Origin of the sequence: Paraburkholderia lebeckiae (genome assembly GCF_050436325.1) — a bacterium.
In the GTDB taxonomy this organism is placed as follows: domain Bacteria; phylum Pseudomonadota; class Gammaproteobacteria; order Burkholderiales; family Burkholderiaceae; genus Paraburkholderia; species Paraburkholderia tuberum.
In genome coordinates, this window is the sequence record NZ_JBNDLZ010000002.1 from 853986 (window position 1) to 874717 (window position 20732).

A 20732-nucleotide genomic window follows, 5' to 3' on the forward strand; every position below is an offset into this window, starting at 1 on the left:
TGCGTCGCGGCGTCGTCAGACGAGATCCTTGTCATTGCATGGAATTTGACGTGAGAGGCGATGTCGAATATATTAATCTCTCAGTTAATTAATTTCAATGCATTGCCGCCATGGAACAACCCGCTACGACCCTGTCAGTCGACTCCGCGCCCGAGGATCCGCGCACGGCGGCGCCCGCCGCCGACCATCCGCCGATCCGGCTGCTGTTTCCGGCGCTGCTGCTGGTCATGCTGCTCGCCGCCCTCGACCAGACGATCGTCTCGACCGCGCTCCCGACCATCGTCGGCGAACTGGGCGGGCTCAATAACCTGTCGTGGGTCGTGACCGCCTACCTGCTCAGTTCGACCATCGTCGTGCCGCTGTACGGCAAGTTCGGCGACCTGTTCGGCCGCAAGATCGTGCTGCAGACGGCGATCGTCATCTTTCTCGTCGGCTCGGCGCTGTGTGGCATCGCGCAGAACATGAGTCAGTTGATCGTGCTGCGCGCGCTGCAAGGGTTCGGCGGCGGCGGCCTGCTCGTTGTGACGATGGCGGCGATCGCGGACGTGATTCCGCCCGCTGAGCGCGGCCGCTACCAAGGCGTGTTCGGCGGCATCTTCGGCCTCGCCACCGTCATCGGTCCGCTGCTCGGCGGCTTTCTGGTCGAGCATCTGACGTGGCGCTGGATCTTCTATATCAACCTGCCGCTCGGCATCCTGTCGCTCGTCGTGATCGGCGCGGTGTTCACGCCGCACGTGCGCCACGTGAAGCACACGGTCGATTACATGGGCGCCGCGTTTCTCGCCGGCGCGCTGACCTGCATCATCCTGTTCACGAGTCAGGGCGGCACGATCCTGCCGTGGTCGTCGCCGCAACTGTGGTTCACGCTCGGCATGGGCCTCGTAGCGATCTGGGGATTCATTCACGAAGAACGCAGCGCGGTCGAACCGATCATGCCGCTCGGACTGTTCAAACAGCGCACGTTTCTGATCAGCAGCCTCGTGAGCTTCATCATCGGCGTATCGCTGTTCGGCTCCGTGACGTTCATTCCGCTCTATCTGCAGGTCGTGAAGGGCTCCACGCCGTCGCAAGCCGGCATGCAGATGCTGCCGATGATGGGCGGCCTGTTCATCCTGTCGATGGTGACGGGCCGCGTGATCAGCAGGATCGGCAAGTACCGGCTGTTCCCGATCATGGGCACGTTCCTCGTCTCCGTGGCGATGCTGCTGCTCGCGCGCCTGCAGATCGATACGCCGATTCATGTGATGTATCTGTACATGGGTCTGCTCGGCTGCGGCCTCGGCATGGTGATGCAGGTGCTGGTCCTCGCGGTCCAGAACACCGTCGAATTCAAGCATATGGGTGTCGCGACGTCGGGCGTGACGCTGTTTCGCTCGATCGGCGGCTCGATCGGCGTGGCCGGCTTCGGCGCGGTGTTCTCGAACGGCCTCGCCGGACGCCTCGAAAAGCTGATCCCGTCCGACACCGAACTTCCGCAGGCATTGGGTCCCGCAGCGATTCATCAGCTACCCGAAGCATTGCGCAACGATTATCTGCATGCGTTCTCGGGTGCGTTGCACACCGTGTATCTGTCGGCCGCTTGCGTCGTGGTGCTCGCCTTCGTGCTCGCATGGCTGCTGAAGGATCATCCGTTGCGCAAGCACTGAGCGTACTTCGACGCCTGATCGGGAAGCTGATGCAAATGCGTACCGGCAAGCGCCAGATCGCAGGTTGATCACGAGGGCGCACGCACGACGCGTCGGCCTCGTTGTTTTTTTGTCGCGCTCACTTCATGCAGCGCGATGCTTCCGGTTGTCTTCCATTTGTCGTGAAACAACAGGCACATACACTCGTTTCGATTGTATGGCCAGGGTTTCTTCATACCTCCAAATGAGCGGTAGCGCACACAATCCAGGGGCCATCCGCGTTGACGTCCCCCGTGAAACACCACATATTGGAAACCGTGGAAACGCAGCCGCTGCCTACGTCTCCGCGACCTCCGGCGCATGTGGATTGTGATTCCGCGGACAAGGCTCCTGCCTCAACACGATCCGAAGCATGCCTTTATGGCATCGTTTTCCAAAGGTGGGTCCACGGCATGTCCACCCAGACAGCAACCGGCCAAAGTTTCCCCACGCCCTGCAAACGCTGCGGTGGCGCACTGTACCGACAAGTCGACGCCTGCCCCTACTGTGGCGCTGCGCATCCGTTCGACCAGGACGATCCGCACATCCGCACCGGTATTCCAGGCAGCCGCGCGAGCGCCACGCACAAGCCCCTGCCCCGTTTCGACGACGAGCTCGGCAGACGGGACCAGCCCGCCATCGCCGCTGCCGCGATGACGTCCGAACCCCTGTTGCAGACCGAGCCGGTCATGCACACGGCGCTCGTGTCGACCGACACCAGTATCCCGCCTTACGAAGATCCGATGTATGCGCCGCCCAACACTGCGCAGACGATCTGGCGCGTGCTGTACGTGATCGGCGCGCTTGTCGCAATCGGCCTGGCGTATGTCACTTATACGCTATTCAGCGACGGCGGCGAATCGGAAGATAAAGGCGTGGAGCAGATTACGACGGATGCCAGAACAACGACCGGCATGATTGCGCCGCTTGCTTCCGCGCCTGTGATTGCTCAAGCACAGACCACGCACGCGCCGGCCGCGGCCAAGCCCGCGCCACCGCCCGTGACCGAACTGGCGGCGAAGCCCGCGCCCGTCGCGCCCGCGGCTCCCGTCATTCCAGCGACACCAGCTGCGCCGCCTGCCGCGCCGCCGATGGCCGCGACGCCCATGCGGCCCGCGCCGCAATTCCGCGACGCCGGACAAGCATTGCAGGTCGCGAGGACAGCGTTCCGCGCGAACGATTTGTCCGCCGCGCAAGCCGCTCTCGCCACCGCGCAAACGTTACAACCTGGAAACAGCGACGCGCAGGGTCTGGCCGATCAGATGCGGCCGCTCGTCCAGCGTCGCGATACTGCGCTACAGGCCGCGCAGGCCTGCGTCGCGCAGCAGTCGTGGCCGTGCGCGCGTCAGCACGCGAACGAGGCGCTCGCGATCGACAGCGGCAACGACGCGGCGAAAGTGATCCTCGAGCGCGTCATTCGCGAGACCGGCTGGGCGCCGCTGACTCCGCCGCATGCGACGACGGACGCCGCGCCGGGCGCGCCGCTCGCGCAAGCGCAGGCACCGCTGCCCGTCGGCATGCAAGCGCCCGGCGAACTGATCGTGACCGCAACGAACGTCGGTGTCGTGAGAACCGCGACACCGCGGAGCAACTAGCGCTCACGCGCGACGCGACGGTCCGAACAGGGTCCAGGAGACGCAAACTGCTGTGCCGTCGCGCAAAACATTGCTTGGCATACCAGATCAAATGGCCGCCGTCTGTGCCGATTCGCACATTATCGTGCGTCCTCTGAGCGGAAACAGACGGAGCGACCCTGGCAGCAGTTTGAACATGACATGGCAACCGGATCACTGGTGCTTCCACGCGCCACGCGTGAAGCGGGATCAACCTGACCGATAGGTAGAAAGACCATGCTGAAGAGACTTCTCGCGGGCTGGCTGGGCCTGGTGGTACTGGTCGTATGTTCGCTGGCCGGCGCGGAACCGGCGCACTACAAGATCGTCACCGGGCCGGAGCGCGGCACCTATATCCAGATCGGCAATGACCTGTCGAAATGGGTGGCCCAGCCGGTTGGCATCGACCTCGAAGTGGTGGCGTCGAAAGGCTCGGCGGAAAACGTGCAGCGCATGCGTTTCGAGCCCGGCGTGAAGCTCGCGCTCGTGCAGTCCGACGTGTACCAGGCGTTCATCGACATGGCCAACTCGGGCAACCCCGATGCGGGCACGACGATCCGGCCGCTGCGACTGATTATGCCGCTCTACGACGAGGAAATTAACGTCGTCGTGCGGGCGGATTCGCCGCTGAAAACGCTCGCCGACATCAAGGACAAGACCATCAGCGTCGGCCTGCTAGGCAGCGGCACCGCGCAGTCTGCGACGACGCTCTACCGCCTGATGTTCGGCCAGCCGATTCCCGAGCAGAACGTCGTGCATCTGAGCAACGAGGACGCGCTCGCCGCGCTGATCGTGAAGAAGATCGACGTCGCGATCATCGTGGTCGGGCAGCCGGCAAAGCTGTTCAACGACATGAAACCCGACCTGCTGTCACAGTTGCGTCTGTTGCCCGTCGATCCCAACGCGCCCGAGACGAATCGCGCGAAGCACACCTACTTTCCGACTACGATCCGCCAAAGCAGCTACCCCGGCTGGTTGAAGGAAGACGTGCCGGGTCTGACCGTCAAAGCGTTTCTGGTCACTTACGATTACGGCTTGCGCGACACAGTCAGCAATCTGAATCATTTCGCCGACTCGTTGTGCGCGAACTTCGACAATCTGCAGGAGCATGGCCATCCGAAATGGAAACAGGTGAAGCTCGAATTGCCGACGCTCGTTCATGGGTGGAAGTACTACGGTCCGGTCGAGAAGCATCTGCGCGCGTGTCTCGCGAACCGCAGCGCGGCGATGAGCGCGGCGGCCGCGCAACCCGGGCCGAAACCGCACACGCCTTGCTCGGAAGAAGAACGGATGCTTCTGCTGTGCAAATAACGCTGCAGCGGGGGACCGCGAACGCCTGCTTCGCTTGAGTTCGTCTCAGACCCGCTCGCGTCCCGCGTCGGCCGACACCGTGCACGCTTCCATCGCCCGTTGCAATGCCTCGTACACCTTCGGGCGATTGCATTGCGACACGTTGAAACGCAGAAAGCCCGCCGCCGCTTGCGACGCGCTGAACACGTTGCCCGGCGCGAACACGACGCCCGCCGTCAGCGCATGACGGGCGATGTCGGCGGCATCGAGCGCCCCGGGCAAGCGCGCCCATACGAACAGGCCCGCGCGCGGCCGGGTCCAGATATCGAGGCCCGCATAGCCGAGACGCCTGATGGTCTCTCCCATCGCATCGGCCAGCTTCGCGCGCATCGACTCGAGATGACGCCGATAGGTACCGTCGACGAGCATCCGATGCACGACGCTCGCCGCGAGCTGACCATTGCCGAACGAGGTCGCGAGCTTCAGATCGATCAACGGCTCGACCCATTCGGCGCGTGCCGCGATATAGCCGCAGCGCACCGCCGCCGACAGCGTCTTCGAAAAGCTGCCGATCGACACGACGCGCGCGAGGCCGTCGAATGCGGCAAGGCGCGGCGCGGCTTCGTCTTCGAAGTCCGCGAAGATGTCGTCCTCGACGATGAGCAGATCGTGCTCGCCGGCGAGCTTCAGCAGCCGGTGCGCGACGGCCGGCGCGAGCGTCGCGCCGGTCGGATTGTGGATCGCCGAGTTCGTCACGTAGAGCCGAGGACGCTGCTCGACCAGAACGCGCTCGAACGCCGCGAGATCCGGTCCCTGCGGCGTGTACGGCACGCTCGCGATCCGCACGCGATGCGCGCGCAGCAACGCCTGGAAATTGAAATAGCAAGGATCGTCGATCAGCACCGTGTCGCCGGGTTCGAGCAGGAAGCGGCATACGAGATCGAGCGCATGGGTGCCGCCGTCGGTCAGCAGGATCTGCTCGGGCGGCGCATCGACCGCGTGCGCGGAAAGCCGCCACGCAAGCTGCTGACGCAGCGCGGGCAAGCCGGCCGGGCTCGCGTAATCCGCGAGCAGCGATTGCGGATCACGGGCGACCGCGCGCAGCGCGCGCCGCACGCCATCTTCCGGCAACCACGAAGCCGGCATCCAGCCGCAGCCGGGCTTCAGCGCTTTCGAGCCGGTCTCCAGCGACTGCCGCGTGAGCCACAGCGGATCGACCTCGCGATCGAGCCGCGGCCCAAGATCGGCAAGCGCGAGCGGCGGCGCATGGCCCGACACGAAGAAGCCCGAGCCGCGCCGCGCGATGATCGCCCCTTCCGCAACGAGACGGTCGTAGCCTTCCACCACGGTCGACTTGGATACGCCGAGCGTGTCGGTCATCGCGCGGATTGACGGCACGCGGGCGCCCGGCATCAGCGAGCGGCTCGCGATACGCTCCCGCAGATTGGTCATCACGAGGCCGACACGCGTGCCCGGCACCGTCTCGTTGTTCTCGCTTTCCGCCATCTGTACTGCTCCCATGTTCGGTACAGTTTGGGCGAACTGTACTGATCTGTAGCTTAACGTTTACGGCCGCGGCGCGCATCATGAGACTCTTTCAGCGCAGGGACGTTTGCCATGGACAAAACCACCAACGGCTGGCTCAGCGGTGTCGCGGGCGTGCTGATTTTCAGCGGCTCGCTGCCGGCCACGCGGCTTGCCGTGCAGGGCTTCGATCCGGTGTTTCTGACCGTGGCGCGCGCGACGATCGCGGGCATCCTTGGCCTGCTGCTGTTGCTGGTGTTCCGCGAGACGCGCCCGGAGCGGCGCGATCTGCTGCCGCTCGTCGTGGTCGCGCTCGGCGTCGTGGTCGGCTTTCCTTTGCTGACCGCGCTCGCGCTGCGTCATGTGAGTGCCGCGCACGCGGTCGTGTTCATCGGCCTGCTGCCGCTCGCCACCGCGATCTTCGGCGTGTTGCGCGGCGGCGAGCGCCCGCAGCCGGCGTTCTGGCTGTTCTCGGCGCTCGGCAGCGCGGCGGTTGCCGCGTTCGCGCTGCGTCACGGCATCGACGCCTCGCCGCTCGGCGACGCGCTGATGCTCGCGGCGATCGTCGTGTGCGGGCTGGGCTACGCGGAAGGCGCGCGGTTGTCGCGTCATCTCGGCGGCTGGCAGGTGATTTCGTGGGCGCTCGTGCTGTCGATGCCGTTGATGCTGCCGCTCGCATGGTGGACGCGGCCCGTGTCGTTCGACGGTGTCGGCGCCGCCGCGCTGTGGGGACTCGCGTACGTGTCGCTGTTCAGCATGCTGATCGGCTTCGTGTTCTGGTATCGCGGGCTCGCGCTCGGTGGCATCGCGGCGGTCGGCCAATTGCAGTTGCTGCAGCCGTTTTTCGGACTGCTGCTCGCCGGCGTGCTGCTGCACGAGCAGGTACCGCCATCGATGATCATCGTCACCGTGATCGTGGTCGCCTGCGTGGCTGGCGCACGGCATTTTTCGCGCGCCGCGCCGGTGCGGCGGCCGGTCTGACGCGGCTCGACCGTCGCACGGCGAGCAGACTTTTTCAGGATCGAATTGCGCGAGCCGTGGATCGATATGTCATCATTTCGCAGATTGGCACAACCAGCGCCCCGCGCCGCGACTGACGATGACGACCGCTTTTGCCCAAACCGTCGAAGCCCGTTTTGCCGAACTCACGCCGACGTCGAAACGCGTCGCCAGCTACATGCTCGCGAATCTCGACCGGCTCGGCCTCGAGACCGCCGATCAGATCGCGCAGCAAGCCGGCACCAGCGGCATTTCGGTCGGCCGCTTTCTACGTAGCGTCGGCTATCGCAATCTCGACGATCTGAAACGCGAGCTGCGCGGCACGCAGCAGCGGCCCTGGCTGATCACGGACCGGCTCCACGCGTTCCGCCGTGGCCCGAGCGACAGCGCGCAAACCGGTGAGCTTCATGAACCGAGCGTCGCTGATGGCTCCTCGCCGCGCGACGGCGCGCTCGCCCGATCGCTCGAACTCGAGATCGGCGCGATCCGGCACGTGTACGAACTCGCGCGCTCGCCGGCCTTCGCGCGCGTCGCCGAGCGCATTACGAACGCCGATGCGGTCTACATCCTCGGCATCCAATCGACGCGCGGCATCAGCAACGCGTTCTACAGCTATCTCGAATACATCCGCCCACGCGTGTTCTATTCGGACGGCATGTCGGGTTCCTACGTCGATTCGCTGAACTCGGAATTCAGCACGCCCTATCTGATCGTCACCGACACGCGCACCTACTCGACGATCGCGCGACGCTATTGCCAGGCGGCCTCGCGCCGCGGCCTGCCGTTCGCGCTCGTCACCGATATCTACTGTCCGTGGGCGCGCGATTTCGGAGGCGATCTGCTGCAGGTGAAGACCGACGTCGGTCAGTTCTGGGATTCGCTCGCGCCGCTGACGTGCCTGTTCAATCTGCTGATCTCGGCGGTCGTCGAACGGCGTGGACCGGCTATCGACGAACGCGTGGCGCGTAATCGCGAGCTGCAGAGCGAGTTCGATCAATTCGACCTTTGACCCGCTTCAATTCCGCCCCGGCGACAGGCATAGTGAATACTTCCGCTAAACTGCGCCCGCCTCGACAGGACCCCGCATGAGTTCACCCCGCCCTCCGCTCGACGCCCCGCTGATCCGCGACGCCAGCGAAGCCGACCTCCCCGCGATCCAGGCGATCTACGCGCATCACGTGCTGACCGGTGTCGCGTCGTTCGAAGAAGCCCCGCCGTCCGTCGACGATCTGCGCGCGCGGCTCGCAAGCGTGCGCAGCCACGGCCTGCCATATATGGTCGCGGAGATCGAAGGCGACGTGGCCGGCTATTGCTATGCGACGCCGTATCGCCCGCGCGCCGCCTATCGCAACACGATCGAAGACTCGATCTACGTCAACGACGCGTATCGCCGACGCGGCATCGGACGCCTGCTGCTGCAGGCGCTGATCGAACGTTGCGAGACCGGACCGTGGCGTCAGATGATCGCGGTGATCGCCGATGGCGGCAGCGGCGGCTCACTGTCGTTGCACGCGCAACTCGGCTTCGAGCTGACCGGCACGTTGAAGGCTGTCGGCTACAAGCACGGTCGCTGGCTCGACACGACGCTGATGCAACGCCCGCTCGGCCGCGGCGCGTCGACCGGGCCCGACGACGATTCAAACGCAGCAGGCGACGCCGAACGCAAAACCTAACGCGCGCGCGGCAAACGCGTGAACAAGGTCGGATAGTCGATAACGAGACCATCGCTATCCACGCGCAAATTCGCGGTGAACTCGCGAAAAATGCCTTCGTAGCGGTACTCGCCATTCAACTCGATGCACGTGTATGCCTGCTCGGCGCGCGTGACCTGCAAGTCTGGCGTCGAGATATACGCGACTTCGATCGGCTGACGTTCGCCTTGCGCGAGTTGCAGCCGACGGATCGGCAACGTATTGGTGTACGGCGTCGCCGCGATATCGATGTCGATACAGCCTTCGATCGCGCTGAGCGCGAGGCCGTGCCCGTCGTGCCAGTGGCCGTCGCCATCGCCATGCAGCTCCAGCTCGCCGCCGCCGACGATCTTTAGCCGCGCGTAGCGCGTGCGCCAGCGCGCGTCGCAGCGCACCGCGTAATGCAGCCCGTACGCCTTGCCATAGCGCTGCCCGACCACGACGCTTTCAACGGCGAAGCCATCGTCGCGCGCATCGAATACCAGATGTTCGATGCCGTCGCCCTCTTCCGAAGCCCATCGTAATTCACGCATCGGCGTCTCCTCGCGAAACGGCGCGGGAAAGCGCGCCGGGTTCTCATCGTAACGCGAAAGCCCGCGCGCGAGGCAATCCCAACTCAGATCTGGCACCGCTGGCGAGACCAGCGCCTGCGATGCATGAAAATGAAGCATCGAAAAAAAAGCTGCGCACGTAATGTGGGCAGCTTTGCGAGACTGACGACGCGAAAAAAACGCGTCGATGTGGCGGCAAAACAACGTGCCGCCACGTATTCAGTAACTGTTTAGAACTTATGGATGATACCAACGCCGACAGCGACCTGGCTGCGCGACGACGCCGGCGAACCGTTCTGACCGTCACCGATGCTTGCGGTTGCGTCGATGATCGTCTTACCGTTGCCTGCCAGCGTCTGGCCACCAGCGCGCTGAAACGCCTCAAGCGCGTACAGGCCGGTACGCTTCGACAGCGTGTAGTACTGCGACAGGTTGAACTGGTTGTAGCTAGCCGTGCTCTGGATACCGTTCGACGACGTTGCACGGGTGTAGCTATAGCCAGCGGCCAGGTCCAGCACCGAGATCGGCTTCCAGTGCAGCACTGCACCACCCGTATTCCAGATCTGGGTGTCGTGGAAGAACGAGCCCGTACCCGCAGCGTATTGAACGTTCGAGTATGCGAACGAGACGTCCCACGCCGAGTTGAACGCGTAGCCGCCCGTGACTGCGATGCGCTGCTGCTTCGCTGCGGTCTGGAAGCCGTTGTTGATTGCCGAGTTGGCCGGCGCCGCAATCGGGGGGGTGGTGCTGTTGATCAGCGTGGAGTTCGCGCCCCACAGGCCGCCGTTCGAGTTGCCGTTGTCGATGCGCTGGATACCTGCAGCGATACCGATCGGGCCGTTCAGGTACTGTGCTGCCACGCTCCACGTCTGGCCGGCGCTGAAGCTGCCCGGCGTGCCGCCGATCGAGTACGAACCGCTGACCGTCAGACCGCCGAAGCTCGGCGACGTGTAGACCAGCGAGTTGTTCGCGCGGTACACCGTATCCAACGAGTCGATATCACCCGGGTGCGCGCCGTATGCACCGGTCAGCCACGTGGTCGGGCTGTACGGCGACAGCATCGTGTAGTACGACGTGTACTGGCGGCCAGCCGTCAGCGTACCGAACTGCGCGTTCGTCATACCGACCCATGCCTGACGGTTGAACATCAGACCCGACACGCTTTGCGCGCCGGTTGCGCTGTTGAAGCCTTCTTCCAACTGGAAGATGGCCTTGGTGCCGCCACCCAGGTCTTCCGAGCCCTTCAGGCCGAAACGGCTACCAGCCCAAATGCCGTTGATCATCTTGACTTGCGAAGCACCGCCCGGCGACGGACGGGCCGATGCGGCGCCAGACGTCGGGCTCAGCGTCGTCGAGCTGTTCTGCCAACCCAACCCCGTATCGACGATACCGTAAAGCGTCACGCTGCTTTGCGCGTGTGCGCCCAGGGCGACCAACCCCAAGGCCGAAGCTAAGAGAGTCTTTTTCATTTCTACTCCTCTGTTAAAAACTTTCTAATGCGGCCTATGCGAGCGCCGCTGAGTGTGGGAAATACGTTTTTATTTAGATCAGAACACCGGGTGACCGTTGATGATGCTCGGCAACCACGTCGAGAACCACGGGACATAGGTGACAATATTGATCGCCGAGAAGATAGCGAGGTAATACGGCCACGCCACCTTAGTAGTTTCACCTATCGACACATTGCCAATTGCGCAACCAATGAACTGCACCGAGCCAATCGGCGGATGCACGAGACCCAATGCGCAGTTCAGCAGAATCATGATGCCGAACTGAACCGGGCCCACCCCGTTGTGCATGGCCATCGGCAGGAACAGCGGGGTTGTGATCAGGATGTGCGCCGCCATGTCGACGAACGTACCGAGGAACACCTGAATCACGTTGATGTACAACAACATCAGCCACGGCAGCGAGGTCGCGCCGTCGAGCATGCGTTCGATCGCCTCCGGGATCTCCAGATAGGCCATCTGGAAGCGCAGCATGTTCGACACACCGATCAGCAGCAACACCACGCCGGTCGTTTTCGCGGCCTTGCCGAGCGCATGGCCGAGCTTCTTCATCGACAGCGAGCGATACACGACGATGGTCAATATCAGCGAATAACCCACGGCGATCGCGGCCGCCTCCGTCGCGGTGGCGATACCGCGCGCCACGCAGAACAGAATGATCGCGATGACCATCAGACCCGGCACCGCGCCGATGAACGTGCGCAGCACCGCCATCCAGCCCGGGAAACGCTGCAGTTCGGTCGAACCGTCGGGACGGCGCGGATAGCCGAACTTGACAGCCTGCCAGTAAGCGGCGATCAGCACGAAGCCCATCACCCACAGCACCGGCAACAGACCCGAGAACAGCAGATCGCCGATCGACACGCCGCTCATCTGCTTGCCGTTCAGCACGCCGCTCACGCCTTGCGCGGCGAACGCGTAGATGATCATGTTGGTCGACGTCGGCATCAGCGCGCCGGCGAGCGACGAGTGCGTGGTCACGTTGACCGCGTATGCGGCGCTATAACCTTCGCGCTTCATCAGCGGGATCACGACGCCGCCCATGGCCGACGTATCCGCGGTCGGCGAACCCGACACGCCGCCGAACAGCGTACAGGCGACTACGTTGGCCATGCCGAGGCCGCCACGGAAATGGCCGACCGTGGCCTGCGCGAAACGCAGGATGCGATCAGCGATGCCGCCGTGGAGCATCAGCTCGCCGGAGAAGATGAAGAACGGGACCGCGAGGAACGAGAAACCGTTCATGCCCGAGATCATCGACTGCATCGCGGTCGCGGTCGGCAAGCCTTCGAACAGGTACGTCAGAACGCAGGACAGGCCCAACGCGAATGAAACCGGAACCCCGAGGAAGAGGAAGATTAGAAAACTGGCGGTAAGAAGGGCAAGTTCCATGATGGTTCTACTTTTATTCCGTGGCGGAGAGTTCGAGCGCCGGCTCTTCCCGTTTCCCCGCGAAGAGCTCGAGCAGATGCTCGATCGAGAACAACGCGATGCACACACTCGCGAAGATCGGGATGCAGTAGCGCACGCCTTCCGGCACGCCGATGATCGGAATGCGGTCGCCCATCGTGGTTTCCGCCATCTCGAGACAACCGACGAAGACCGCCACCGCGAAAGCGACCAGACACAGGTGCTGAATCCCTTTCGCGATCACCTGGCCTTTCTCGGGCAATTTCTTGACGAGCGAGTCGAGTCCGATGTGACCGCCCTCGCGAACCTTCAGCGCGGCGCCGAACATCGCGATCAGGATCACCAGCAGCAATGCGATGGGCTCAACGAAATCGGGCGCGTCGCTAAACACGTAGCGCATCACCACGCTATAAATCACGAGCAGGCAAAGTACGGCGAGGCTAAGCGACGCCACGACCAGCAGCACGCGAAAAAGAAAATCATTTGGGCGTTTCAGGAAACTCATGACCCTGTCCTTGCTTACGACCGACCTGTGCTTGAGATTCAGCCGTCCCGATGCGACGCGATCCGCACGCGCGCGCGAAATCGCGCGGCGGAAGGTCTCGCGAGTTTCCTCGCGGGACCATTCACGCCGCTGTTGCGACAAGCGCTGCAATTGCTGATTGCGTCCGGGACGCGAGACTTACTTGATTGCTTCGATCTCGTCGACGATCTGCTTCATCTGCGGGGTCTTTTCGTACTTCGCCCACACAGGCTGCATCACCTTCACGAAAGCCGCGCGGTCGATCTGCGAAGGCGCGATGACCGTTGCGCCACCCTTCGTGACGGCCTTCTGTGCGTCGGCTTCGCGCGCGGTCCACAGCTTCTGGTAGTACGGCACCGAGTCGGCCGCGGCCTTCTTGATGATCTGCTGCTCTTGCGGCGACAGCGTGTCCCACACCTTCTTCGAGAACACCAGCACTTCAGGCGTCATCGAATGCTGGGTTTCCGAGTAGACCTGAGCGACTTCGAAGTGCTTGGTTTCTTCGTACGACGGCAGGTTGTTTTCGGCGCCGTCGACGAGGCCGGTCTTCAGGCCCGTATAGACTTCCGAGAACGGCATCGGGGTCGGCGTGCCGCCCATTGCCCTGATTTCGTCGACCATCAGGTCGGACGGTTGCACGCGAACCTTCAGGCCCTTCATGTCAGCCGGCGACTTGATCGGCTTCTTCGCGTACATCGAGCGTGCGCCGCTCTCGTAGAACGTCAGCGCGATCATGCCCTTCGCCGTGAAGGCGTCGAGGATCTTCTGGCCTTCCGGACCGTACATGACCTTGCGGAAATGGTCGACGTCGCGGAACAGGAACGGCAGCGACGGGATCATCGATTCCGGCACGATTTCGTTGAACGCAGCACCGTTGGCACGCGCCATGTCGAGCGCGCCGATACGGACCTGGTCGATCGTGTCGTTTTCCGAACCGAGCGCGCTGTTGCCGAACACCTTCACGGAGTCCCTGCCGCCGGTCGCCTTGTTGATCTCCTCGCCCATGTACTTCACGGCCATGTTGGTCGGGAAGGTGTCGCCGTGCACATCGGCGACGCGGAACACGCGCGCTTCAGCCGACATCGTGCTGAACGCCAACGCCGCGGCCGCGACGATCATCGAAACATGGGAAGAGGCAAACTTCTTGTTCATCGTGACATTCCTTGAAAAATAGACCATCCCAGCAACAGCGGATGTGACATGGTTTTGACGCGTCTCCGGCTTCACGCTCACTGCCCTCGCAGGTGCGGGCGTTGGCCGTACTGGCTGCGCGACTTCCCCGGCACAGTTGACCCAGCACTCCAGTCGACAACTCGACTACTTACTTCAATCACGCCGGCCGGCTTCGGACATGCATGCCGCATCGACCGCAGCGGCACGAATGCCCTGAAAACCCACCGAATTGCACTGTCACACGAATACAGAAAGCCATTTGTTTGGGCTTATATGTTGTACGACAACATACGAAGTCTATAAAAGGGGTTTTATCTTGTACAGACGGTATTTACCCGCATCAAGAAAAGCGTCGGTACGGATGACCGGCGTGGCATGCAATATGGCCCCGCGCCGTCTGGCATTGGATGGGGACGGAATCGTACAGTCTGTGAAGCTGTTGTATTTTTGCTGAAGAAATACGTGGCGTCGTGGTCTTTGCGCTACATGTTGTACGACGAGTGACGAATAAAGGGCCACACGAATGGTCCCAAAAAATGAAAACGCCGGGAGAAAAACTTCGTCCCGGCGCATGCTTCATGCAAGCAACGTTACAGTTGCCCTGCGAATTCGGGCTCAGGCAGCCCGCTCACGCCGGGCCGCAGCGCGAACACGTGGCCGTCGTGCTCGCTCGCGCCGTTGGCGGGACGAATCGAAGTGACGAACAGCGTATCGAGATCGCGGCCCCCGAACGCGCACATGGCAGGCTTGATGGCCGGCACCGGAACCTGCCGGTCAAGCTTGCCCTGCGGCGTAAAACGCAGCAGCAGACCGGCGTCGTTCGCGCAGATCCAGTAGCATCCGTCGGCATCGACCGCCGCGCCGTCCGGACGGCCCGAATAGTGATGCAGGTCGGCGAACACGCGGCGGTTGCGCGGCTCACCGGTGTCGACGTCGTAGTCGAACGCCCAGATCAGCCGGCGCAGTGGATGCGAGTCGGACAGGTACATCGTCGTGCCGTCCGGCGACCAGCCGAGGCCGTTCTGCGTGATCAGCGAATCGACGACCGGCGCTGACAGCACGCCCTTCTCGTCGAAGCGGTACAGCGCGCCGCCCGGGATCGCCGCGGCCATGTCCATCACCATCGTGCCGGCCCAGAATCGCCCTTGCCGGTCGCAGCGGCCGTCGTTGAAACGCATTCCGCCGTGCGGGAATTCAGGCGCCGCGAGCTTGCGCAGCGACGCTGTCAGAGGCTCGCCGCTCGCCGCCTTCGACGCGTCCTCGAGCGAGACCGCGAACAACCCGGTCTCGCAGCCGGCGAGCACCGTGCCGGCGCGATCGAACGCGATGCAGGCAACCTGCTCCGGCAGCAGCCATGCGGTGCGCTTGCCCGTCTCGAGCGAGCCGCGCACGATCTTCTTCGCCGGAATATCGACCCAATACAGCGCCTGCTCGGCCGCGCGCCAGACCGGGCTTTCACCGGTGGCCGCGGGCAACGGACCGGCCGCTTCGAAGCGCTCCACTTGCGGATTCGCGCTCATTGTTCAGGCTCCCGCTGCGGCTCCATCGGACCGGCCAGCACGAACGGGCCGCCCTGGTACAGCTGGGTCGGGTCGTCGAAGCGCGTGTCGGGGGCGCTCGGCGGGAACAGGTGTTCGAACTGCGCCGAGCTGTCTTGCGGACGGTAGCCGAGAAACGCGGCGTTCGTGTTGTCGACCCACGAGATGCGGTTGTTCGACACGCCGTAGACGATCGCGTGACCGACGCGGTTCGTGAACAGCGAGCAGCGCACGAGCTCGATGAAATCGCGGTAGCTCAGATACGTGACGAGCATGCGCGCGGTCTTCGGCTGCTCGAACGACGAGCCGATCCGCAAGCACACGGTCTCGAGACCGAAGCGGTCGAAGTAGTAGCGCGACAGCGATTCGCCGAAACACTTCGTCACGCCGTACATGCCGTCCGGACGCAGCGGCACTTCGGTATCGAGAACCGACGTCACCGGATGGAAACCCACCGCGTGATTCGAGCTCGCGTAGATGACGCGCTTCACGCCATGCTTTTGCGCCGACGAGTACACGTTGTACAGGCCGCGGATGTTCGCTTCGAGCAGGTCCTCGAACGGCGCTTCGACGGAGATGCCGCCGAGATGCACCACCGCGTCCACGCCTTCGAGCAGCGCGTGCACGGCTGCTTCATCGGCGAGATTGACGACGGCCGCTTCCTCGTGCGCGGCGACTTCGCCGAGCGCAGCGATATCGGACACGCGCACGATGTCGGCCCATTGCGCGAGCGCGGGACGCAGTTGCTTGCCGAGGTTGCCCGCGGCGCCGGTGAGCAGCAGACGGCGGAAGGGTTTCTTTGCCGCGGAGCGGTCAACGTTCAAATCGGTCATGTCTCTTTGATGTTGTGATTGCGATCGGGTCTTCTGAACGGAAAAGCGAGCGCCGGCTGGACCGGCGCTCGCCTGAGTATGGACGGGGCAAGGTGCCTGCTCAGGTCACTGGCGCCGGGTTGAACAGCGTCAACGCATTGTGCAGTCCGAGCTTCTCCGCGCAGGTTTCCTTGCGGCCGCTCGCGACTTCGAGCATCAGGCGGAACAGTTCCCAGCCCACCTCCTCGATGCTGGACTGGCCGGTCGCGATCGTGCCGGCGTCGAGGTCCATCAGATCGTGCCAGCGACGCGCGAGGTCCGAACGCGTCGCGACCTTGATGACCGGTACTTCGGCGAGGCTGTACGGCGTGCCGCGGCCGGTCGTGAACACGTGCACCGTGATGCCCGAGGCGACCTGCAGCGTGCCGCAGATGAAGTCGCTGGCCGGCGTCGCCGCGTAGATCAGGCCCTTCTGATTGACCTTCTCACCCGGCGACAGCACGCCGGAGATCGCCGAGTTGCCCGACTTGACGATCGAGCCCATCGCCTTTTCGACGATGTTCGACAGGCCGCCCTTTTTGTTGCCGGGCGTCGTGTTCGCGCTGCGGTCCGCGCCGCCGCGCTTCAGGTAATCGTCGTACCACTGCATCTCGCGGATGATCGCCTGTGCGACGTCCGCATTGGCAGCGCGCGCGGTCAGCTGATCGACGCCGTCGCGCACTTCGGTGACTTCGGAGAACATCACGGTCGCGCCGGCGCGCACCAGCAGGTCCGTTGCGAATCCGACGGCCGGGTTCGCGGTCAGGCCCGAGAACGCGTCGCTACCGCCGCACTGCACGCCGATCACCAGATCCGACGCCGGACAGGTTTCGCGACGGCGATTGTTCAGGCGCTTCAGATGCCCTTCGGCCATCCTCATGATCGACGTGATCATCGACTGGAAGCCGACGTGCGATTCGTCCTGCAGCACCACGACGTCGCCGTTCTGGTCCAGCGCGACATCACCGATGTCCGCGACGTCGTCGACGACCGCTGCCGCCGCGATCGGAATCGTTCCCGGCGGCATCAGACGCTCGGGCTGCAGCTTCTCGCAGCCGAGGCTCACCATCATCACTTCGCCGCCGAAGTTCGGGTTCAGCGCGATGTTGCGCACGGTGCGGATCGGCACCATCGCGTCGGGCGCGTCGATCGCGACGCCGCAGCCGTAGGTGTGACCGAGGCTGACGACATCGTCGACATTCGGATATTTCGGCAGCAGCTCGGCCTTGATGCGCGTGACCGCGTGTTGCACGACGTCGGCGACGCACTGCACGGTGGTCGTGATCGCGAGAATGTTGCGCGTGCCCACCGAGCCGTCCGAGTTACGGTAGCCCTCGAACGTGTAGCCTTCGAGCGGCGGCATGTCCGGCGCTTTGGTCGTGGCGATCGGCAGGTCTTCGAGTCCCGGTGGGCTCGGCATGCGGATCACGTGTTCGTTGATCCAGCTACCCTTCGGCAGCGGCTTCAGCGCATAACCGATCACGACGTTATAGCGGATGACCTCGTCGCCCTCGGCGAGATCGGCCAGCGCGACCTTGTGGCCCTGCGGCACACGCTCGCGCAGCCTGAGGCCATCAGCAAATACCGCGCCCTCGCCAAGACCCCCGTCGTTGACGACGATCGCGACATTGTCATTGGGATGAACGCGGATGTAGAGCGGAGTTTGTTCCATTGATCGATCCTTGAGGCGTGATAGGCCTGCTTCGCCATTAATCATACGTCATCCTACAACATGAAGTTTTGCCTGGATGTTCCGTATTTACCCTATAGAGTGCATTATGCCGTGAAAACCCCGTTGAGTTACCGGATTTGTTGTTGTACGATGACGTATAAGAAATCTGATTTCCAAAGATTTTCTACTAGTACGACGTCCGTTGTACTGGTTGAAACCAACAACGACTCAATCCGACGCCTGGATATTTGATCATGACGACACCGCAGGAACTCAAGCAGATCGTTTCGGAGGGCCTCCTGTCCTTCCCCGTCACCGACTTCGACGCTAAAGGCGACTTCCGCGCCGACACCTACGCAGAGCGTCTCGAATGGCTCGCTCCGTACGGCGCTTCGGCTCTGTTCGTCGCCGGCGGCACGGGCGAATTCTTCTCGCTGACGCAAGACGACTACACGCAAGTAGTCAAGACCGCGGTCGAAGTCTGCAAGGGCAAGGTACCGATCCTCGCCGGCGCCGGCGGCCCGACCCGCGTGGCGATCGCCTACGCGAAGGAAGCGCAGCGCCTCGGCGCGCACGGCATCCTGCTGATGCCGCACTACCTGACCGAAGCAAGCCAGGACGGTATCGCCGACCACGCCGAAGAGGTCTGCAAGGCTGTTCCCGGCATGGGCGTGATCATCTACAACCGCGCGAACTCGAAGCTCAACGCCGACATGCTCGAGCGTCTGGCAGACCGTTGCCCGAACCTGATCGGCTTCAAGGACGGCGTGGGCGAGATTGAAAACATGGTGACGATCCGCCGCCGCCTCGGCGAGCGCTTTTCGTACCTCGGCGGCCTGCCGACCGCGGAAGTCTACGCTGCCGCCTACAAGGCGCTGGGCGTGCCGGTGTACTCGTCGGCGGTGTTCAACTTCATCCCGAAGACCGCGATGGACTTCTACCGCGCGATCGCCGCTGACGATCACGCGACGGTCGGCAAGCTGATCGACGAGTTCTTCCTGCCGTACCTGAAGATCCGCAACCGCCGCGCAGGCTACGCGGTCAGCATCGTCAAGGCTGGCGCGAAGCTGGTCGGTCACGACGCAGGTCCGGTGCGCGCACCGCTGACCGACCTGACTCCGGAAGAAATGGAGCAGCTCGACGCGCTGATCAAGAAGCTCGGACCGCAGTAAGGCACCGGCGTCAGGGCTTCGAGCGAAGAAGCTCGCGAGCCTCATCGACGAGGGCCGCATAGACGGCCCCGTTGTGAACGCCCGGCACGGCAACGTCGCCGGGCGTTCGCGTCTTTGCACGACAGACAGGTGGTCTGCGGGCCGGCCGGCGCGCAGACCACACCTCGCCCGACAATACAGGAGATGACCCATGGACTTGAGCCGCATGGCCGGTTCCACCGACGCCGCTTCTAGCGCGGCACGCACCAAGGTCCGCTACGGGATCCTGCTGCTGATCTTCGTGATCACGACCCTCAACTACGCCGACCGCGCGACCCTGTCTGTCACCGGTTCCGCGATGCGCACCGAGTTCAGCTTCGACGCGATCCGCATGGGCTATATCTTTTCCGCATTCAGCTGGGCCTACGTGCTGTCGCAACTGCCGGCCGGCTGGCTGCTCGACCGTTTCGGCGCTCGCCGCGTATACGCGGCGAGCATCTTCTCGTGGTCGCTGTTCACGCTGCTGCAGAGCTCGGTCGGCCTGCTCGGCAGCGCCGGTGCGGCGATCACCGCGCTGTTCGTACTGCGCTTCGTGATGGGGGCGGCCGAGTCGCCGGCGTTCCCGGCGAACGCGAAGGTCGTCGCGAGCTGGTTCCCGACCAACGAGCGCGGCACGGCGTCGGCGATCTTCAACGCCGCGCAATACTTCGCCGCGGTCGTGTTCACGCCGCTGATGGCGTGGCTCACGCACGCGTTCGGCTGGCAGATGGTCTACGTCGTGATGGGCGTGGTCGGGCTGCTGCTCGCGCTGACGTGGCTGAAGGTCATGAAGAATCCCGCCGACCATCCGCGCGTGTCGCGCGCCGAGCTCGAGTACATCGAGCAAGGCGGCGGACTCGTCAACGGTGCGCGCAAGACGGGCCCGGACGATGTTGCGAAGGCCGGCGGCTGGACGCTCGTGCGTCAGTTGCTCGGCAACCGCATGCTGCTCGGCGTCTATCTCGCGCAGTACTGCATCAACGTGCTGACCTACTTCTTCCTGACGTGGTTTCCGATCTACCTCGTGCAGGCGCGCGGCATGACGATCCTGCATGCGGGCCTCGTGGCCTCGCTGCCGGCAATCTGCGGTTTTCTCGGCGGCGTGCTCGGCGGCGTGCTGTCGGACGGGCTGATTCGCCGCGGCTGTTCGCTGACGGTCGCGCGCAAGGTGCCGATCGTCGGCGGCATGCTGCTGTCGACCTGCATCATCGGCTGCAACTACGTGTCGACCGACTGGGTCGTCGTCGCGCTGATGTCGCTCGCGTTCTTCGGCAAGGGCATCGGCGCGCTCGGCTGGGCCGTCGTCGCCGATACGTCGCCGAAGGAAGCGCTCGGCCTGTCCGGCGCGATCTTCAACATGTTCGGCAACGTCGCCGGCATCGTGACGCCGATCGTGATCGGCTATCTCGTCGCGCGCACGGGCTCGTTCAATGGCGCACTGGTGTTCGTCGGCGCGAACGCGCTGCTGACGGTGATCAGCTATCTGGTGATCGTCAAGGATATCCGGCGGGTCGAGTTGCGCCCGGCGTGAGCCC

At 63.7% G+C, this 20732-nt stretch carries 17 protein-coding genes; 8 read left to right on the forward strand and 9 right to left on the reverse strand.

Features of this window, described 5'->3' with window-relative positions; translation table 11 throughout:
• The first annotated feature begins 110 nt into the window (after nt 1-110).
• The 3 genes from OKW44_RS06965 (at nt 111) to OKW44_RS06975 (ending at nt 4588) form a co-directional block, all read left to right on the forward strand.
• Nucleotides 111-1646: an MDR family MFS transporter gene (locus OKW44_RS06965; RefSeq protein WP_018420834.1), complete on the forward strand. Its 1536-nt coding sequence runs from the start codon at nt 111-113 to the stop codon at nt 1644-1646.
• Between the two features lie 431 nt (nt 1647-2077).
• On the forward strand, nt 2078-3259 hold the full coding sequence (locus OKW44_RS06970) for a hypothetical protein (RefSeq protein ID WP_018420833.1): 1182 nt from the start codon (nt 2078-2080) through the stop codon (nt 3257-3259).
• 255 nt (nt 3260-3514) lie between these two features.
• Complete coding sequence (locus OKW44_RS06975; RefSeq protein ID WP_018420832.1) at nt 3515-4588, forward strand: TAXI family TRAP transporter solute-binding subunit; 1074 nt, start codon at nt 3515-3517, stop codon at nt 4586-4588.
• 45 nt (nt 4589-4633) lie between these two features.
• On the opposite strand, the gene OKW44_RS06980 is transcribed toward OKW44_RS06975, so the two are convergent.
• Complete coding sequence (locus OKW44_RS06980; RefSeq protein WP_018420831.1) at nt 4634-6073, reverse strand: aminotransferase-like domain-containing protein; 1440 nt, start codon at nt 6071-6073, stop codon at nt 4634-4636.
• Between the two features lie 111 nt (nt 6074-6184).
• Between OKW44_RS06980 and OKW44_RS06985 the strand changes: the two genes are divergently transcribed.
• The 3 genes from OKW44_RS06985 to OKW44_RS06995 all read left to right on the forward strand — a co-directional run bounded on the left by OKW44_RS06985 (nt 6185) and on the right by OKW44_RS06995 (nt 8763).
• Nucleotides 6185-7072: a DMT family transporter gene (locus OKW44_RS06985; protein WP_018420830.1), complete on the forward strand. Its 888-nt coding sequence runs from the start codon at nt 6185-6187 to the stop codon at nt 7070-7072.
• A 118-nt stretch (nt 7073-7190) separates the two neighbouring features.
• Nucleotides 7191-8099 (forward strand): sap1 transcriptional regulator SapR, encoded by a 909-nt coding sequence (sapR, locus tag OKW44_RS06990; protein WP_018420829.1) that lies wholly within the window; start codon nt 7191-7193, stop codon nt 8097-8099.
• Between the two features lie 76 nt (nt 8100-8175).
• Nucleotides 8176-8763: a GNAT family N-acetyltransferase gene (locus OKW44_RS06995; RefSeq protein ID WP_018420828.1), complete on the forward strand. Its 588-nt coding sequence runs from the start codon at nt 8176-8178 to the stop codon at nt 8761-8763.
• On the opposite strand, the gene OKW44_RS07000 is transcribed toward OKW44_RS06995, so the two are convergent.
• From OKW44_RS07000 to garD, 8 genes are all read right to left on the reverse strand, one after another.
• A complete protein-coding gene (locus OKW44_RS07000) occupies nt 8760-9314 on the reverse strand; it encodes a putative glycolipid-binding domain-containing protein (protein ID WP_026225863.1) in 555 nt (184 codons plus the stop codon). The genes OKW44_RS06995 and OKW44_RS07000 overlap by 4 nt on opposite strands.
• A 248-nt stretch (nt 9315-9562) precedes the next feature.
• The gene (locus OKW44_RS07005) at nt 9563-10801 is read right to left on the reverse strand and encodes a porin (RefSeq protein ID WP_026225862.1); all 1239 of its coding nucleotides are present in this window, start codon (nt 10799-10801) and stop codon (nt 9563-9565) included.
• Between the two features lie 78 nt (nt 10802-10879).
• A complete protein-coding gene (locus OKW44_RS07010; protein WP_018420825.1) occupies nt 10880-12232 on the reverse strand; it encodes a TRAP transporter large permease in 1353 nt (450 codons plus the stop codon).
• 13 nt (nt 12233-12245) lie between these two features.
• Nucleotides 12246-12755, reverse strand: coding sequence for a TRAP transporter small permease (locus OKW44_RS07015; RefSeq protein ID WP_035470962.1), 510 nt, complete (start codon nt 12753-12755; stop codon nt 12246-12248).
• Between the two features lie 177 nt (nt 12756-12932).
• Nucleotides 12933-13925, reverse strand: a complete 993-nt coding sequence (locus OKW44_RS07020; RefSeq protein WP_018420823.1) for a TRAP transporter substrate-binding protein — start codon at nt 13923-13925, stop codon at nt 12933-12935.
• Nucleotides 13926-14536: 611 nt separating this feature from the next.
• On the reverse strand, nt 14537-15466 hold the full coding sequence (locus OKW44_RS07025; protein WP_018420822.1) for an SMP-30/gluconolactonase/LRE family protein: 930 nt from the start codon (nt 15464-15466) through the stop codon (nt 14537-14539).
• Nucleotides 15463-16317, reverse strand: a complete 855-nt coding sequence (locus tag OKW44_RS07030) for an NAD-dependent epimerase/dehydratase family protein (RefSeq protein ID WP_018420821.1) — start codon at nt 16315-16317, stop codon at nt 15463-15465. Before OKW44_RS07030 ends, OKW44_RS07025 begins: the two co-directional genes overlap by 4 nt.
• Nucleotides 16318-16417: 100 nt before the next feature.
• A complete protein-coding gene (gene garD / locus OKW44_RS07035) occupies nt 16418-18007 on the reverse strand; it encodes a galactarate dehydratase (RefSeq protein WP_018420820.1) in 1590 nt (529 codons plus the stop codon).
• A gap of 254 nt (nt 18008-18261) precedes the next feature.
• Here garD and kdgD point away from each other — a divergent pair, with 254 nt between their 5' ends.
• Together kdgD and OKW44_RS07045 are read left to right on the forward strand one after the other, a co-directional pair.
• Nucleotides 18262-19179, forward strand: coding sequence for a 5-dehydro-4-deoxyglucarate dehydratase (gene kdgD / locus OKW44_RS07040; protein ID WP_018420819.1), 918 nt, complete (start codon nt 18262-18264; stop codon nt 19177-19179).
• A 190-nt stretch (nt 19180-19369) separates the two neighbouring features.
• Nucleotides 19370-20728, forward strand: a complete 1359-nt coding sequence (locus OKW44_RS07045) for an MFS transporter (RefSeq protein WP_018420818.1) — start codon at nt 19370-19372, stop codon at nt 20726-20728.
• Nucleotides 20729-20732: the final 4 nt, after the last annotated feature.

Coding starts and splice junctions, on each gene's coding strand:
- OKW44_RS06965 (WP_018420834.1), top strand. CDS start 111: ATGGAACAACCCGCTACGACCCTGTCAGTCGACTCCGCGCCCGAGGAT.
- OKW44_RS06970 (WP_018420833.1), top strand. CDS start 2,078: ATGTCCACCCAGACAGCAACCGGCCAAAGTTTCCCCACGCCCTGCAAA.
- OKW44_RS06975 (WP_018420832.1), top strand. CDS start 3,515: ATGCTGAAGAGACTTCTCGCGGGCTGGCTGGGCCTGGTGGTACTGGTC.
- OKW44_RS06980 (WP_018420831.1), bottom strand. CDS start 6,073: ATGGCGGAAAGCGAGAACAACGAGACGGTGCCGGGCACGCGTGTCGGC.
- OKW44_RS06985 (WP_018420830.1), top strand. CDS start 6,185: ATGGACAAAACCACCAACGGCTGGCTCAGCGGTGTCGCGGGCGTGCTG.
- sapR (WP_018420829.1), top strand. CDS start 7,191: ATGACGACCGCTTTTGCCCAAACCGTCGAAGCCCGTTTTGCCGAACTC.
- OKW44_RS06995 (WP_018420828.1), top strand. CDS start 8,176: ATGAGTTCACCCCGCCCTCCGCTCGACGCCCCGCTGATCCGCGACGCC.
- OKW44_RS07000 (WP_026225863.1), bottom strand. CDS start 9,314: ATGCGTGAATTACGATGGGCTTCGGAAGAGGGCGACGGCATCGAACAT.
- OKW44_RS07005 (WP_026225862.1), bottom strand. CDS start 10,801: ATGAAAAAGACTCTCTTAGCTTCGGCCTTGGGGTTGGTCGCCCTGGGC.
- OKW44_RS07010 (WP_018420825.1), bottom strand. CDS start 12,232: ATGGAACTTGCCCTTCTTACCGCCAGTTTTCTAATCTTCCTCTTCCTC.
- OKW44_RS07015 (WP_035470962.1), bottom strand. CDS start 12,755: ATGAGTTTCCTGAAACGCCCAAATGATTTTCTTTTTCGCGTGCTGCTG.
- OKW44_RS07020 (WP_018420823.1), bottom strand. CDS start 13,925: ATGAACAAGAAGTTTGCCTCTTCCCATGTTTCGATGATCGTCGCGGCC.
- OKW44_RS07025 (WP_018420822.1), bottom strand. CDS start 15,466: ATGAGCGCGAATCCGCAAGTGGAGCGCTTCGAAGCGGCCGGTCCGTTG.
- OKW44_RS07030 (WP_018420821.1), bottom strand. CDS start 16,317: ATGACCGATTTGAACGTTGACCGCTCCGCGGCAAAGAAACCCTTCCGC.
- garD (WP_018420820.1), bottom strand. CDS start 18,007: ATGGAACAAACTCCGCTCTACATCCGCGTTCATCCCAATGACAATGTC.
- kdgD (WP_018420819.1), top strand. CDS start 18,262: ATGACGACACCGCAGGAACTCAAGCAGATCGTTTCGGAGGGCCTCCTG.
- OKW44_RS07045 (WP_018420818.1), top strand. CDS start 19,370: ATGGACTTGAGCCGCATGGCCGGTTCCACCGACGCCGCTTCTAGCGCG.